Below are 15,982 nucleotides of genomic sequence, written 5' to 3'. Positions count from 1 at the left end.
TTGCGTTTTCATTCTTCCAAAGATCATGCCATTCATCTGGCATTTCCAGTGGCTGTCCTTTTTGTATTCGCAGCTTCTGCCCTGATGGTTCTGATCTTATCTGCTCATGTATATTCCACCCAAACGGTACGTGCAACCGAGAACTATCAGACTTCCACACCACTTGCCTACCTGACCGAAAAGGTCCGGCAAAATGATGTTGCCGACAGTATTTCCATCGAAGAACTTTCCGGGATTTCCTGTCTGGCGCTTAGAGGATCGTCCGACGATATTTCCTACACCACATACCTGTATACGTACGATGGCTGGCTGAGAGAGCTTTTGGTCCGGGATGGCACGAAAGTCTCACCGGAAACCGGAAAAAAGATCATTGAAGCCAGTGATTTTTCCATCGAAGAACTTTCAAACGAGCTTTATCGTCTGACGATTACCGATACATCCGGAGAGATTCACACCCGGATTTTGTCAGAAAGGAGCCGCTCATGACGCGTCACAGCCAACAGCAATCCCGTTTATTTTTACTGGAGATCACTCTGGCGATTCTGTTTTTCTCGCTGGCCAGCGCGGTCTGCCTTCGCTGCTTTGCCAAATCTCATATTTTAAGCACGCAGGCAGCTGAGCTCAATCAGGCCGTCTCCCAGTCTGAAAATATTGCCGAACTTTTACGTTCTCTTCCGGAAAATGATCGAAAAGATGCTCAAAAGATTTCAAACGTGTTACAATTGGAATATCCAGCTGTGAATTTTTCGGCTACTGATACAGCTACTGATATGGATACCGATATAGATACAGAGATCGATTCAGCGCAAAAAAGTTGGGGATCCTGGAGCCTCTATTTTGACTCAGACTGGAACAGCTGCCAGCAGGCACAGGCTGTTTACCAGATTCAAATTCAGACTTTCTGCGAAGATTCCGTAATTCTTTTTCACTTAAACGCAGAATCCGTTTCCAGTTCCCTGGATTCATCCGACAGCATTTACCAGCTTGACTTAAAGCTTTCCGCAAAGGATTTTTAGATATGAATACAAATCATTCCTCTTATCAGCAACAAAAATTTTCCGTCACAAACATCGGTTCTGTCACATTAATGATGATTTTTATTGTGTTGTGCATGATTACTTTTGCTGCACTTTCTCTGTCTTCTGCGTCCTATGACTGGCGCTCTGCAAAGAAATCAGCAGGCCATACCACAGCTTATTATCAGGCATCCAATCAGGCAGAAACCATTCTTTCGGACATTGATCAGATGTTGACAGACTGTCGATCTGCCTCCAACGGCAACGCGCTCCGTTCTTCTGATCCTTCCTACTATTATCAACAGGTAAAAATTTCCTGTGAAAAATGGAAAGAACCGGTTCTCTCCTTCCATGATGATGCCAATGTAGCCGATCCTTCCGTTTCCTCACTTCCGACCATTTCCTATCAGGTTTCCATCAGCGATAGCCAGGTATTGCAGGTCGTTCTCTCTCTTTTGAACCCTTATGAGACACAGGCTGCCGCCGAAAGCACGGATTCCGATTCTTTTTACCGCATTACGGCCTGGCAGGTACTCTCTACCAAAGAGTGGAATGGAGATAATTCTTTGAAACTGATGCAACCATAATTTTTTATATGAGCCATATTCCCTAAGGAGGTTTCGCTTTTATGAATTTAAACACCAAACAACTTCTGGAACAGGCCGTTGATGCCAGTGCATCCGACATATTCATTGTTGCCGGACTTCCTGTTTCTATGCGACATAACGGACAGATTGTACGGGAAGACGGACCCATCCTGAAGCCAGACGACACCAGTGCCGTCATCGAGCAGATTTATCAGTTAGCCGGTCATCGGGATCTCTCCACACTGGAACAGCACGGAGATGATGATTTCTCTTTTGCAGTTCCCGGACTCTCCCGTTTTCGTGTCAGTGCGTACAAACAGCGCGGCTCTCTTTCTGCCGTTATCCGGATTATTTCTTTCACGTTACCGGATTATAAAGCACTCGGCATTCCGGAAAATGTGATTGATTTTGCCAACCTTTCCAAAGGAATGGTTCTGGTTACAGGTCCTGCCGGCATCGGAAAATCTACAACTCTTGCCTGTATGATCAACCACATCAATCAGAATTATCAGAAACACATCATTACACTGGAAGATCCATTGGAATTTCTCCACCGGCACAACAAGAGTATTGTCAGCCAGCGTGAGATCAATGTAGATACGGAAAGCTATGTCACCGCACTCCGCGCATCTTTGCGCCAGAGTCCGGACGTCATTCTTCTGGGTGAAATGCGGGATTATGAGACGATGCAGGTTGCAATGACGGCTGCTGAAACCGGTCATCTGATCTTTTCCACCCTCCATACCATCGGAGCTGCCAATACCATCGACCGAATCATCGACGTCTTTCCACCGAATCAGCAACAGCAGATCGCAGTTCAACTTTCCATGGTTCTGCAGGCGGTTATTTCCCAGCAACTGGTCCCGACTGTAGACGGCGACATGACTCCCGCCTTCGAGATCATGACTGTTACCCCTGCGATTCGTAATATGATCCGGGATAACAAAATTCCTCAAATTGACGGACTGATCTACTCCTCCGCCAGTCAGGAACTGATTTCCATGGATGCAAGCCTTCTGAAACTATATCAGGCAGGCCGGATCACACAGGAAACTGCTTTGACATACGCTTCCAACGCAGATATGTTAAAGCGTCGTCTGAAATAAAGCAACCTTGAAATCCATAATTATATACTTCATTACATTAGGAAAGGAGATCTCTCATGTCTAAACCATTACATGTATTACTTCTCAACGGAAGTCCCCGTGCAAACGGCAACACTTCCATTGCCCTGAAGGAACTTGAAAACATCTTCCACACCCAGGGTGTAGAAACCGAAACCGTTTTACTTGGCAACCAAGATATACGAGGATGCATCGCCTGTTATTCCTGTAAGAAAAACGGAAAATGTATTTTCGATGATATCGTCAACGAACTGGCCCCAAAATTTGAAGCCTCCGATGGGCTGGTTATCGCAAGTCCGGTCTACTTTGCTTCCGCAAATGCTACCCTGATTGCCTGTCTTGACCGCCTCTTTTACAGCACCTCTTTCGACAAGACCATGAAAGTCGGTGCCAGCGTTGTCTGTGCAAGAAGAGGTGGATGCTCTGCTGCTTTTGATGAACTGAACAAGTTCTTCACCGTATCCAATATGCCGGTTGTATCCAGCCAGTACTGGAACAGTGTCCACGGAAGAGATATGGGGGAAGCCGTTATGGACGAAGAAGGCCTTCAGACCATGCGTACCCTGGCCAATAATATGACCTTCCTGATGAAGAGCATCGCCCTCGGCAAAGAAGCTTACGGACTGCCGGAGAAAGAACCGACGATTCATATGAACTTTGTACGTTAAAATGATTATCCGCTTGCCGATGATATCTGACAAATATCCGTCAGAAAAATTTTAGCCCTGCACATGGCAGGGCTATTTTTAGAATACTGTTCACTTATATGAACATTTATGAGGATGATGTGTTTTGGACATTATTGGGAACATAGTATCTACCAACCTTTCTAACAATGTTAAAAATCAGCTTATTCAAGGCTGAAATGTTAAAATATTTTACTGAAATGTATAGCACTTTTATCAAGCCAAAGGTATAATAGAGTAGAGTTATTATCGCAGAGTGGCTTTCTCTACGACTTTATATGCGTAACCATCAAAAATATGAACGTTTACGAGATAACTCAATCCGCATACTAAATCCCGAAAACATGTGATCCATGTTTTCGGTGATTACGGCCAGATGAATTATCGCAGTACATCTGCTTTGAGAGGGGGAATACATGCATTTCACCTGTCCGATTTACCAGCTATCAGACATGATAAATAAAAAAAGGAGTAAAAAAGATGAAGCAAAAAAGACTTAAAACCGCGCTTGCCAGTCTGCTTGTCCTATCCATGTTCTTTAGCGCGCACTCTATCGCTTTCGCCGCAGAAAGTGAAGATGTCACTGCATCAACAGAACAGACGAATGATACGACGCCTTCAACATCTGTTCCGGATAAAACAGATGTCACCAAAGAGACAGACTCCACAGGCAATTCTGATACAATTGCAAACGACGGCAATGAGACCACAGAGTCGCATAACGAGAGTATCACACCCGCAACTGATGATGCAGAGAGTGTTGTCACCCCATTAACTGCCAATGCCATAACCGGAAATTGTGGTGCAACCGAAAATGATCACGTAACATGGACATTGGAACAGAACAATGAGGATAACAACAATCCGACTTACACGTTAACAATTTCCGGTAACGGCGCTATTGCAGATTATACGACAAATGCCGGAAATGCCAGTGCAACCCAGCCATGGAAAAGCTATAAAAATGACATTACGAAAATCGTAATCGAAAATGATGTCTCAAGAATCGGAAATTTTGCATTCAATGGACTGACATCCGTCAGCAGCCTTTCTATTTCAAAGAGTGTAACAGAAATCGGCACTTGGTCCATCGATGTATCTGGTATCAATGAGTTTCAAGTAGAATCCGGGAATCCTTCTTTTAAACTCATCGACGGAGTCCTCTTCTCTGCTGACGGAACAACATTGATCGCATACCCTTGCGGGAAAGAAGAAGTAGCCACCTATACCGTTCCGGATGGCACTGAAACCATTTCGAATGGTGCATTTACCGGCTGTAAAATAAAAGAGCTCACTTTCTCAGATAGCGTTATCAACGTAGGAACCTGGATGTTCGGATCAAACTCAACCATTGAAGCCGTTCACTTTGGAACCGGAATCCAAAGTATCGGACAAGGTGTCTTTAACGGAACAGCTTCCCTGAAAACGGTTACATTCCCGGAAAAAGTTTCTGACCTTTCGATCAGCATACAAGCCTTCCAGGGTACAGGAATTACTGAATTAACCTTGCCTTCCGGAGTCAAAGAAGTGGGCTCTCAAGCCTTTAAAAACTGCAAATCACTGAAAACCCTCAACTTTTTAGGCAGTAGCGCAGGATTAACGATGGGTGCACAGACCTTTCAGAATAATACTTCCTTAAAATCTGTCATTTTACCAGAAGGTATTTCTGGCATAGCTACCCAGGGCTTTGCTACCTGTCCTTCTCTTACTGAGGTCAGCTTTAGAGGTTCCTCCAATAATCTTGTAATCGGTGGTCAGGCCTTCAGTGGTTGTAGCGGTCTGTCGAGCATTACATTGCCAGAAGGTATAAAAGAGATCGGTGGTTCTGCTTTTTCAGGATTAAGTAATTTAACAGAGGTAAACTTTCCACAAACTGTTTCTGCTGAAGGATTGCAAATCGACAACGCTGCTTTCTCAAACACAGGACTGACATCGCTGTCATTACCTATGAATGTAACCTCTTTAGGCGCTTCTTGCTTTAATGGCTGCACACAACTTTCAACCATAGAATGGGCTGCCCCGGCAAAGAATGCAACGATTAATTCCTATGTATTTCTTGGTAGTAACCAAGTCAAACGTTTAGTCATTCCAGAAGGTGTAGTAAAACTGGATTCTCAGGCTATTGGTCAAATGTCCGGCCTGAAATATATCAAACTTCCTTCTACTTTAAGTACCTTAAATCAATTCTCACTGCATGTCCTGCGCTCCTTAGAAGTGCTTGATATGTCCGCAGTAACAACATGTGAGAATTTCTCTAAAACAGCTGGCACACAGGAATATCAGTGGTTGAATGCATCTCCAAAGATTATCTATCTTTCAAATACTGATATGGAGAAAGCTGTTGCCAACCGTAAATACAATGCTTCTATCGCTGTTGTTAACGGTGGAACTTTCCCAGAAGACACAGACTTTACAACGGATCATCTTGCCACCCCAACAAAGGCTAATTACAAATTCCTAGGTTGGTATGAGAATGCTGATTGTACCGGTACCCCGGCAACCACTCTGAAAACCAATCAAACATATTACGCCGGCTGGGAAGCAAAGGCGGCAAGCACAATTTCTTTCAATGATAATTTTGTCCTCAACATGACTTACAACGGCAGCGAATACACTGTAGATACGGATAACTATACCGTTACAGGAGATCAACGAGTCGTTACCTTTGCTTATCAGATAAAAAATGAAAATGGTGAATGGACCGATATTCCTTCTGCGCCTGTTTCCGCTGGAGAATACCGTGTAAAAGCCATTGTAAAAGCAAATGATACCTATGCAAGCGCTGAGACAGATTGGAAAGAATTCTCAATTCTTAAGGCAGATCCGACTTATGAAGTACCAACCGGTTTAACCGCAATGGCCGGACAGGTCCTGAAAGACGTCACTCTTCCGAATGGCTTCACATGGCAGGATGACGCAGATACCACTTCTGTCGGAAATGCCGGTACAAATACGTTCAAGGTGACTTATACACCAGAAGATACCGACAATTACAACGTTGTAAAAGACATCGAAATTACTTTGACTGTTTCTCTCAAAGCAGAGGTTATCAATGCAGCTCCTGTAATCACAGCAAATGACAAGACACTGACTGTAGGGGACACTTTTGATGCAAAGGCTGATGTTACAGCGAAAGACGCTGAGGATGGAGATCTCACCCAAAAGATTGAAGTGATCAACAACACCGTAGACACTTCAAAAGCCGGTTCTTATGAAGTAACCTACAAGGTAACCGACAGCCAGGGTGCCTCCGTCACCAAAACAATCACCGTTACTGTCAAGGCAAAAGATACCCTGAAGCCAACGCCGGACCGCAAAAACAATCCGTCTGGTCCGTCTACAGATAAAAATAAGAATTCAAAAGCATCCCAGACCGCCAAAACAACGTCTAATCACGTGAAAACTGGCGATACAACAAATGTAACTTTCTGGGTTCTGTTGACTTTCTTGTCCTGTGGGCTGTTCGTTCTCATCATTGGAACTAAGAAAAAGAACGCAATCAAAAAATAGTCCTTCTGAGATAGGACATAAGATTTAAAACATAAAGGATATGTAGCAAGTATGATAAATGTCGTTACTGCTACATATCCTTTTTTAGAACTTCTTCCCGGTCGAAATCTGGTCATTTTTTCATAAATCAGGCTTATCTTCGCTTATCTTTTATGCAATTTCTCCATATTTTCTCCATTCAAAGATTGACTTTTAGTCATTTTCAGTGTATAGTATTCTCATATCTAAAATGACCGTAGGTCATTTTACCAAAAAGTCTATTCAGTATTATCACCGGAATGTATTTCATAGATCATCCTCTTCTTTTAGCACTCCCCCTGATACCTGATCTCTGGATTCATTCCGAATCTATCTAGGAAAGGAATGAATTCACTATGGTAAATTTCGGAAAGAAAGTTGTAAAGTACAGAATACTGATCCTGATTCTCAGTATCCTGCTACTGATTCCTGCCACTCTCGGCTACCTGCATACCCGAGTCAATTATGACGTACTGACCTATCTTCCAGACGATATTGAGACGATGCAGGGACAGGATATTCTGGTCAATGATTTCAATACCGGCGCCTTCTCCATGTTTATCGTGGACGGCATGGAAGACAAAGATGTGGCTGCCTTAAAAGCGAAGATTGAAGACGTCGATCATGTAGAACGTGTCCTCTGGTATGACTCTGTTGCCGATATCAGAGTCCCCAGAAGCATGCTGCCGGACAAATTGTATGATGTCTTTAATTCCGACACCGGAACGATGATGGCCATCTTCTTTGACGAGGGAACTTCCGCTGACGGAACCATGGATGCCATCGCTGAAATCCGCTCCCTTGCCGGAAAACAATGTTTCTTAAGCGGAATGTCCGCTGTTGTAACCGATACCAAAAACCTGGCCGAGAAAGAGACTCCGGTTTATGTCCTGATTGCAGTCATTCTTGCAGTCATCGTCCTGGCCGTAACCATGAACTCTTTCTTCGTTCCACTGTTGTTTATGCTCAGTATCGGTATTGCCATCATTTACAATCTGGGCAGCAACTATTTCCTCGGAGAAATTTCTTACATCACAAAAGCTCTGGCCGCCGTTCTTCAATTAGGTGTCACTTTGGACTATTCCATTTTCCTGATGCACAGCTACGAAGAACAGCAGATTCGCTATGAGGGAGACAAACACCGCGCCATGGCTCATGCCATTTCCCAAACATTTTCCTCGATCCTGGGAAGTTCCATTACCACCATCGCCGGATTTATCGCTCTTTGCTTTATGACCTTTACTCTGGGTATGGATATCGGAATTGTTATGGTCAAAGGCGTCATCCTTGGCGTACTCGCCTGTGTTACGATTCTTCCGTCCATGATTCTGTGCTGTGACAAGCTGATCGAGAAAACGAAACATAAACCATTCCTGCCGGATATCGGACGTTTATCTGACAAAGTTACCAAACGCTACAAGATCTACGTGATTCTGTTCCTGATCTTGTTGTTCCCGGCTATTTATGGCAACAACCATACACAGGTCTACTACAACCTGGACGAAACGCTCCCGAAAGATTTGCCAAGTATTATTGCAAATGAGAAATTAAAAGAAGACTACGACATGAACACGACCCATATGATTCTGGTAGACAGTTCCGTCCCCTCCTCTGCTACGCGGAAAATGTTAAAGGAAATGGATCAAGTAGACGGTGTCAAATGGGCATTGGGTCTGGATTCCATGATTGGATCCAATATTCCAGAAGACATGATCCCGGATTCTGTGACGGAAGCACTGAAAAATGAGGACTATCAGTTAGTTTTGGTCAATTCCGAATACAAGGTGGCCACCGATAAGTTAAACGCTCAAATCAAAGAACTGAATCAGATTCTCCACTCCTACGACGAGGGCGGTATGTTGATCGGCGAAGGTCCTTTGACCGCAGACCTGATCGACATTACCGATAAGGATTTCAAGACGGTCAGTGCCGTTTCCATCGGCATTATTTTCCTGATCATCCTAATCCTGTTTAAATCGATTTCCCTGCCGGTGATTCTGGTCAGCGTCATTGAATTTGCAATTTTCATCAATATGGGAATCCCCTATTATATGGGTACTAAGCTGCCCTTCGTGGCTTCCATTGTCATCGGTACGATCCAACTTGGTTCCACCGTAGATTATGCGATCCTAATGACCACACGCTACAAACGAGAGCGGAATCATGGTGCAGAGAAATACGACGCCATCACCACTGCCCACCGTGTATCAGCACAATCCATCATGGTCAGTGCCTTGAGTTTCTTTGCAGCAACGATCGGCGTCGGCGTTTACTCCAACATCGATATGATCAGCTCGCTCTGTATCCTGATGGCGCGTGGGGCCCTGATCAGTATGGTCGTGGTCATCTTTGTCCTGCCTTCCGTCTTTATGGTATTTGACAAGGTGATCGTAAAGACTAGCAAGGGATTTTTACCGAAGTAAGAATCGAAAACGCAAAGTGTACCAAAGAGTACTACTCTTTGGTACATCATAAGACAAAAAGCAGCCTGTAAAACAATTCCATCGAAGATACCGCTGTCCGTTACCATGACTCTGATAGCTGGCCAGCTCATCCGCCTGTCGCTATGTGGTTTAATTATGGAATTCTGAATGATTTTATGAAAGAATGGATTCTCAGAAAAGAAGATCTGAAATCCGGTGTGATTACCAGAGATGAGTATTTTGAATGGAAAATCAACTGGCCACAGACCTGCGACGATTGTGGGAAACATGAACCTAAAAGGGAATGGCGATCTGCAAATGCAAAACTGCGCGATACTTAAATAGCCCGCTATTAGAGGAAATTTAAAAGTTGCCGTCTGTGTCTAGTTATTTAACAGGAAGAGGAAGAATATATTTTCTCGCCCCTCCCATTGAACTGTGCGTACGGGTCCCTTATACAGATCTACAGCTTATATTCCAACTTTAACTATGGTGTTGTGAAGTTCAATCAACTTTCAGCATCCGATACCCCACGCCAATGTGTGTTTGGATATATTGTGGAGAGTTCGGTTCTTTCTCGATTTTTTTACGAAGTGTTGCCATAAACACACGAAGGGAAGCAATATCATTATTCCAACTATTTCCCCAAATGCTTTGCGTAAGGAAAGTATGGGTCAGAACTTTTCCTATATTTCTTGTCAACAGGCAAAGCAACTTATATTCAATAGGTGTTAAATGCAACTCTTCTTCATTCAAATAAGCACAACCTGCAGCATAATCTACACGAAGTTTTCCGTTTACAAAAACAACCGCTTCGGCAGGGGATACTTTTTGCATCATCGATAACCTTCTTTGCGTGACTCGTAGTCTGGCAAGCAGTTCCTCAACAGAAAATGGCTTTGTTAAATAATCATCTGCGCCAGCATCCAACGCATCAATTTTATCGGTATCTTCACTGCGAGCACTGATTACAATAATTGGCACATTTGACCAAGTACGGATTTTTTTAATAATCTCAACACCGTCTATATCAGGAAGTCCTAAATCAAGTAAAACAATGTCAGGATTGTGTGAAGATGTTTCTAAAATTGCCGATTGACCATCGGGTGCCGTCAGATATCGGTATTCGTGCGTTTTTAAGGTTGTTGTAATTAAATTTCTGACAGATTTGTCATCTTCTACAACTAATATTAGTGACTTATTCATATACTTTGACCTCCCCTGCCGGTAATGTAAATGTAAATACTGTTCCGTGCGGCAGATTATCTGAAACAGTAAGTTCTCCGCCGTGGGCGTTAATAATGGACTTGCACAAAGATAATCCGAGTCCTAAACTTCGGCGGCTGTCTGCAATTTGATTTGCACCGCTATAGAACATGTCGAATATCCGTGGCTTTATTTCGTCAGCAATTCCGTTCCCGTCATCCGATATAGATACGATTGCTTGTTTTCCCCGCTTTTCTGTCCGAATAACAATATGAGAGTTTTTAGGTGTATATTTGATAGCATTATCAACAATATTGATGATTACCTGAACAATAAGCTTTGCATCCATTTTTGCAAGAAGAAATTCTTCTTTGCTTTCAACGGAAATATGATGTTCTTCACTCTTTCGGTTAATATGATGTAACGCTTCTGTGATCACGTCATCCATCAAATCTTCCGTTATACGGAGATTCAACCGTCCTTCTTCAATCCGGGTTACAGCCAGCAAGTTTTCTACAAGGTTAATCAGCCACATGGAATCATCATAAATATCCATGTACAGCTGCTTTTTTGTATCATTATCAAAGGAATCACCGTTGGACAAAAGATTGCTGGCATTACCGGAAATGGATGTCAGCGGTGTCCTCAAATCATGTGAAATAGCACGCAGCAGGTTTGCTCGCAACTGTTCATTTTTTGCAAGAATGGCCGCCTCCTGTTTCTCACGGGCATTTTTCTCATTTTCCAAAGCCAGGGCACATTCTCCGAGAATGGATAGTAGAATACTGTTTTCAAATGGATCAAGAGGTATTTCCCCCATCACGATTCCAATAACTCCATATACCATACTGCTGCGAACAGCAAGGTACAGGCATTTTGCATTGGAAAGCGTTCCTGTTGTAGCTCCGGCACGTTTATTGTTTTTCAATACCCAGCCGGCAACGGCCTTTTCATTTTCGGAAATACACGATTCCAAATTTTCTTCAGTTACAGAAAAAATATGCGGCGTATCCAACACTTCTCCATCAGCTAAATAAAAAACGATATCTTTTCCCAAGAGTTTAATGAGCTGATTTGAAGTTGCAGATACAATTTCATTTTTATCTTTTGCCTGTTGCAATAGCTGGTTTGTATCAAATAACACTTTGGTACGGTAAGCAGATTGTGCCACCTGTTTTGCTTGGTTTTTAATCCGTATAGCAAGAGAACCGGTTAAAAATGCCGCCAACAACATGATAATAAAGGTAACAGGATAACCCTGATCATACGCCTGCAAGGTAAATTGAGGTTCCGTAAACAGGAAATTAAAGACCAAAACACTTACAATCGAGGAAATTAGGCTGTATATCTGATGTTTCGTGATGACAGCGGTGACAAGAACACCTAAAACAAAAACAGTAATGATATTTGCTTCGTCAAATCCAAATTTCTGGAAAATCATTCCGACTAGACTGGATAAAATCAGAATCGCAGTAGATTTTAATGTATCAGTGACAGAGAATACGATATGGTTCTTTTTCCTGCCCCCTCTTAACTGATACACTGCCGCATTAGAAACCGTATCCGGAATAATATGCACATCCAGATTAGGGGCATAATCAATCAATTTTTCTGTCAGGGTCGGTTTGCTGAGCAAATGCCGTTTTGTAGCAGAACTACGTCCGATCACAATCTTTGACACACCGGACAAACGAGTAAATTCCGCAATCTGAAACGGAACATCTTCTCCGTAAACTGTTTCTATTTTTGCCCCAAGCTGCTCAGCAAGACGAATATTTGAACGCAGGCGTTTTACATTTTCCTCGCTCATCACCGAAAAATCTGGGGTTTCTACAAATAGAGCCGTAAACTCCCCTTTAAAAGCAGAAGCCATTTTTGCGGCGGTACGGATAATTTTCGCATTGGATGGAGAAGAAGATAGACATACAAGAATATGTTCGCCTGTGTGATAATCTCCATGATTTTTTATGCGGATATTTTCTGTGAGGATATTCACCCGGTCCGCACATCGCCGCAGTGAAATCTCCCGGAGAGCTGTCAAATTTTCTATTGTAAAAAAATTTTCTACTGCCTGTTTTGCCTGTGTCTGTCTGTATACATTTCCTGTATTCAAACGGTTGATCAAATCCTGTGGTTCAATATCTATTAATTCAACCTGATCTGCATTATCAAAAACAGAATCCGGGATGCGTTCCCGTACAACAATTTCCGTAATGGATGCAACTGTATCACAAAGGCTTTCAATATGCTGAACATTGACAGTCGTATAGACATCAATCCCTGCATTCAAAAGTTCCTTAATGTCCTGATACCGTTTTGCATGACGGCATCCTTCGGCATTCGTATGCGCAAGTTCATCTACAAGGATAAGCTGTGGTTTTCTTTTCAACGCCATGCCAATGTCGAATTCGTCCAGTATCATACCATTATAAAAAACTTTTCTTGTAGGAAGAACTTCTAAGCCATTCAAAAGAGCTGCTGTTTTGGGACGTGCGTGGGGTTCTACATAACCGGCTACCACGTCAATTCCCTGCTGTTTTTCCATATGAGCTGCTTCTAACATGGCATAGGTTTTACCCACACCAGCTGCATATCCGAAAAAGATTTTCAAATGTCCTTTATTACGGTTTTCTTCATCAGCTTGGATTTCCTTTAATAACTGATCCAGATTGTGTCTGCTTTCACTCATACGGTCATCTCCTTGTACAAAAACATTATATAGAATGATACGTAAATTTCAGAAAAGCATTTTAGCACTGACATTAAAATCGCGTAAAGATTATACCACCTTTTCTTCTTTTTTTCCATTCGGGCGTGTAGCCGAAAGCAGAAAGCGCTCCGAAAAATCACGCAATTTTTCGACAAATAGACCCTTCATACAATTAAAGTCATTTTGCCATATCACTCTCGCTGGTTTCTCAATCGTGTTGATGGGATGTACCGCAATGTCTGTAGAGCCTGGAGTAATGACACTTTGCTTTATTTGAAGGGATAAGGAACAATACTCCTCTTTCAAAATATCGTTGGAATTTTCTATGATAAAGCCAAAATCAAGTTTATTATTTCCCAGCCCATTTATTATTTCACTTACAGAACCGTAGAACAGGTTCAGCTCATAGTTTGGGTATTCGCTTGAAAATTGTTCTAATAGATCTGCAATAGAATCTATGATTGCAGGTGTTTCAAATCCAATCCTGAGCTTAGAATCTGAAATAAGTTTTTGGGATTGATTTTCCTCGAGAAATTTATCCAGCTTTTCCATAAGAAAATAACCATAAATAAATGCTGCCAATACCACTATAAGTAAAACAAAGTCTTTCATATCACCAACTTCTTTCAAAAATTAAATATGAAAACATTTTTGAATATGTTTCGTCTCCCCAAGAACAAGCATGGTACTGTCCTTTAACAACTGCGTATCGGAACTTATTTTCAAATTCATAATATCATTTGTTTTCAGCGCCATAATATTGATGTTATATTTTTTTCGTATATCCAACTGACCGATTGTTTTTCCTATCCATTCTCCCGGTATAGATATTTCAAAAATTGCATGTTCTTCATCTAGTTCTATGTAATCGAAAATATGATCAGCACTATAACGGATTGCAACCCAATCGGCAAGCTGCCTTTCGGGATAAACAATTTCATCTGCGCCGTTCCGTAAAAGAAATTTTGCATGAACATCACGAGCGGCACGAGACACCACCATTCTTGCACCGAGTTCCTTCAAAAGGGACGTTACTTCCAATGAATTCTGAAAGTTATCTCCGATAGCCACAATACAAACATCAAAATTCCCAACACCAAGCGAACTTAAAAAATCCTCATTCGTCGCATCCCCAATCTGAGCGTTAGTTACAAAGGGAAGTACAGCATCAACTCGAGTATCTTCTTTATCTACCGCCATCACCTGATGATGCAATTCATCTAATTTTATAGCAATATGCCGTCCGAATCTTCCCAGACCGATAAGTAATATTGATTTCATTTTTTTATTCTCCTTAACCTACTGTAATTTTTTCCTGAGGATATTTTGAACCGTTAGGCTTTTTTTCAGAAATGGTAGCAAAAATCAAGGTCAATCCTCCCACTCTGCCAAAAAACATCAGGCAAATCAAGATTATATGGGAAACAAGCCCTAGGTCAGGAGTTATTCCCAACGATAACCCTACCGTCCCGATTGCCGACGCCGTCTCAAACAAAGCGGTCATAAGTGGAATATCTTCTGTGCTGCTAATTACCATTCCTCCGACAAGGAATAAAACGATATACATCAAAAAAATCGTAGCTGCATTTCTGATAGTGCCATCCGGAATTTGTCTGCCAAAAAAATGGGTGTGTTCCTTTTTTCTAAATACAGATAATGCAGATGAAACGAGAACTGCAAGAGTTGTCGTTTTCATACCACCTGCAGTGGAACCAGGCGAGCCACCGATGAGCATCAGCATAATGATAAGCATTTGCCCGACTTCACTGAATAAAGTCAAATCTGCCGTATTGAATCCTGCTGTTCTCGGCGTAACGGATTGAAACAAAGAAACCCATACCCTTTCTGTAAGAGGCACATTTGAAAACTCAAAATAAAAAAAGTAAAGAGCCGGTAAGAATATCAATATTCCTGTTACCATAAAAATCACCTTGCTTTGCATCCGATATTTTTTTAAATGCCATTTATGATTCTTTATATCCTCCCAGGTAAGGAATCCAATACCTCCTGCAACAATCAGCATCATAATTACAAGATTTACAATCGGCTGTACAGAATAAGAGGTCAACGAGGAAAAAGGGGTTCTTATACCGATTAGATCAAATCCTGCATTGCAAAAAGCAGAAATAGAATGGAACAGTGAATACCATATTCCTTTCCAAAACCCAAAGTCCCTGCAAAAAACAGGGGCTAAAAGAACCGCACCAATGATTTCGATAAAAATAGTAGTCCGAATAATAAATTGCGTTCTCCGCACAATACCACCCACCGTTGGAGCCGAAATTGCCTCTTGCATGGTACTTCGCTGCATCAACCCGATTTTGCGTCCGGAAACAACAGCAATCGCAATCGCAATCGTAATAATTCCCATACCTCCGATTTGAATCAGCAGTAAAATAACTCCTTGGCCAAATAAAGACCAGTAGGTTGCCGTATCTTTAATAACCAGTCCCGTCACACAAACCGCAGAAGTTGCGGTAAACAAAGCATCCAAAAAAGAGGTATACTGACCGCTTTTTGTAGCAATCGGCAGCATCAAAAGCAGACTGCCTAAGAGAATCACGGATAAAAACCCTAAACTAATCACTTGAAATGATGTTATATGTCGATGTCTTGATCTGTTTGTCTGTTGCATAACTATATCCCCATAATCTTAATTTCTTTTTTATATTGCCTTTATTCTATCTTTCTTTGTATTAAAT

The 15,982-nt window shown here is 42.1% G+C and carries 12 protein-coding genes and 1 pseudogene; 8 read left to right on the top strand and 5 right to left on the bottom strand.

The annotated features are described in order from the left end of the window. From KGMB01110_RS09130 to KGMB01110_RS15840, 8 genes and pseudogenes are all read left to right on the top strand, one after another. Window positions 1-486, top strand: a complete 486-nt coding sequence (locus KGMB01110_RS09130; RefSeq protein ID WP_117604030.1) for a DUF4860 domain-containing protein — start codon at window positions 1-3, stop codon at window positions 484-486. Further along, window positions 483-1,016 (top strand): hypothetical protein, encoded by a 534-nt coding sequence (locus tag KGMB01110_RS09125; RefSeq protein ID WP_119298085.1) that lies wholly within the window; start codon window positions 483-485, stop codon window positions 1,014-1,016. The genes KGMB01110_RS09130 and KGMB01110_RS09125 overlap by 4 nt, the downstream gene beginning before the upstream one ends. Window positions 1,017-1,018: 2 nt before the next feature. Next, window positions 1,019-1,603, top strand: coding sequence for a hypothetical protein (locus tag KGMB01110_RS09120; RefSeq protein ID WP_119298084.1), 585 nt, complete (start codon window positions 1,019-1,021; stop codon window positions 1,601-1,603). A 41-nt stretch (window positions 1,604-1,644) separates the two neighbouring features. Then, window positions 1,645-2,709 carry a type IV pilus twitching motility protein PilT gene (locus tag KGMB01110_RS09115; RefSeq protein WP_119298083.1) on the top strand — a complete coding sequence of 355 codons (1,065 nt, stop codon included), beginning with the start codon at window positions 1,645-1,647 and terminating at the stop codon, window positions 2,707-2,709. A 56-nt stretch (window positions 2,710-2,765) separates the two neighbouring features. Further along, entirely contained in the window at window positions 2,766-3,395 is a 630-nt protein-coding gene (locus KGMB01110_RS09110; RefSeq protein ID WP_117604034.1) for a flavodoxin family protein, read from the top strand. Between the two features lie 498 nt (window positions 3,396-3,893). Beyond that, window positions 3,894-6,923 (top strand): leucine-rich repeat protein, encoded by a 3,030-nt coding sequence (locus tag KGMB01110_RS09105; protein ID WP_119298082.1) that lies wholly within the window; start codon window positions 3,894-3,896, stop codon window positions 6,921-6,923. 374 nt (window positions 6,924-7,297) lie between these two features. Then, complete coding sequence (locus tag KGMB01110_RS09100) at window positions 7,298-9,364, top strand: efflux RND transporter permease subunit (protein WP_119298081.1); 2,067 nt, start codon at window positions 7,298-7,300, stop codon at window positions 9,362-9,364. 74 nt (window positions 9,365-9,438) lie between these two features. Further along, window positions 9,439-9,705, top strand: a pseudogene (locus KGMB01110_RS15840) (helix-turn-helix domain-containing protein); the annotation flags it as partial. A 163-nt stretch (window positions 9,706-9,868) separates the two neighbouring features. Here KGMB01110_RS15840 and KGMB01110_RS09090 read toward each other — a convergent pair. The 5 genes from KGMB01110_RS09090 to KGMB01110_RS09070 all read right to left on the bottom strand — a co-directional run bounded on the left by KGMB01110_RS09090 (window position 9,869) and on the right by KGMB01110_RS09070 (window position 15,915). Further along, window positions 9,869-10,570: a response regulator gene (locus KGMB01110_RS09090; protein WP_119298080.1), complete on the bottom strand. Its 702-nt coding sequence runs from the start codon at window positions 10,568-10,570 to the stop codon at window positions 9,869-9,871. Beyond that, complete coding sequence (locus KGMB01110_RS09085; RefSeq protein ID WP_119298079.1) at window positions 10,563-13,259, bottom strand: sensor histidine kinase; 2,697 nt, start codon at window positions 13,257-13,259, stop codon at window positions 10,563-10,565. Before KGMB01110_RS09085 ends, KGMB01110_RS09090 begins: the two co-directional genes overlap by 8 nt. Window positions 13,260-13,349: 90 nt before the next feature. Further along, the gene (locus KGMB01110_RS09080; RefSeq protein ID WP_119298078.1) at window positions 13,350-13,892 is read right to left on the bottom strand and encodes a LysR substrate-binding domain-containing protein; all 543 of its coding nucleotides are present in this window, start codon (window positions 13,890-13,892) and stop codon (window positions 13,350-13,352) included. A 21-nt stretch (window positions 13,893-13,913) separates the two neighbouring features. After that, window positions 13,914-14,561 carry a potassium channel family protein gene (locus KGMB01110_RS09075; RefSeq protein WP_118725339.1) on the bottom strand — a complete coding sequence of 216 codons (648 nt, stop codon included), beginning with the start codon at window positions 14,559-14,561 and terminating at the stop codon, window positions 13,914-13,916. 13 nt (window positions 14,562-14,574) lie between these two features. Further along, entirely contained in the window at window positions 14,575-15,915 is a 1,341-nt protein-coding gene (locus KGMB01110_RS09070; protein ID WP_119298077.1) for a TrkH family potassium uptake protein, read from the bottom strand. Window positions 15,916-15,982: the final 67 nt, after the last annotated feature.

Origin of the sequence: Mediterraneibacter butyricigenes, assembly GCF_003574295.1 — a bacterium.
Lineage (GTDB): Bacteria > Bacillota > Clostridia > Lachnospirales > Lachnospiraceae > Mediterraneibacter_A > Mediterraneibacter_A butyricigenes.
Note: the sequence above shows the minus strand (reverse complement) of the source record. Positions and strands in the feature narration are given on the sequence as shown.

Coding starts and splice junctions, on each gene's coding strand:
- KGMB01110_RS09080 (WP_119298078.1), bottom strand. CDS start 13,892: ATGAAAGACTTTGTTTTACTTATAGTGGTATTGGCAGCATTTATTTAT.
- KGMB01110_RS09075 (WP_118725339.1), bottom strand. CDS start 14,561: ATGAAATCAATATTACTTATCGGTCTGGGAAGATTCGGACGGCATATT.
- KGMB01110_RS09125 (WP_119298085.1), top strand. CDS start 483: ATGACGCGTCACAGCCAACAGCAATCCCGTTTATTTTTACTGGAGATC.
- KGMB01110_RS09085 (WP_119298079.1), bottom strand. CDS start 13,259: ATGAGTGAAAGCAGACACAATCTGGATCAGTTATTAAAGGAAATCCAA.
- KGMB01110_RS09120 (WP_119298084.1), top strand. CDS start 1,019: ATGAATACAAATCATTCCTCTTATCAGCAACAAAAATTTTCCGTCACA.
- KGMB01110_RS09100 (WP_119298081.1), top strand. CDS start 7,298: ATGGTAAATTTCGGAAAGAAAGTTGTAAAGTACAGAATACTGATCCTG.
- KGMB01110_RS09110 (WP_117604034.1), top strand. CDS start 2,766: ATGTCTAAACCATTACATGTATTACTTCTCAACGGAAGTCCCCGTGCA.
- KGMB01110_RS09115 (WP_119298083.1), top strand. CDS start 1,645: ATGAATTTAAACACCAAACAACTTCTGGAACAGGCCGTTGATGCCAGT.
- KGMB01110_RS09090 (WP_119298080.1), bottom strand. CDS start 10,570: ATGAATAAGTCACTAATATTAGTTGTAGAAGATGACAAATCTGTCAGA.
- KGMB01110_RS09105 (WP_119298082.1), top strand. CDS start 3,894: ATGAAGCAAAAAAGACTTAAAACCGCGCTTGCCAGTCTGCTTGTCCTA.
- KGMB01110_RS09070 (WP_119298077.1), bottom strand. CDS start 15,915: ATGCAACAGACAAACAGATCAAGACATCGACATATAACATCATTTCAA.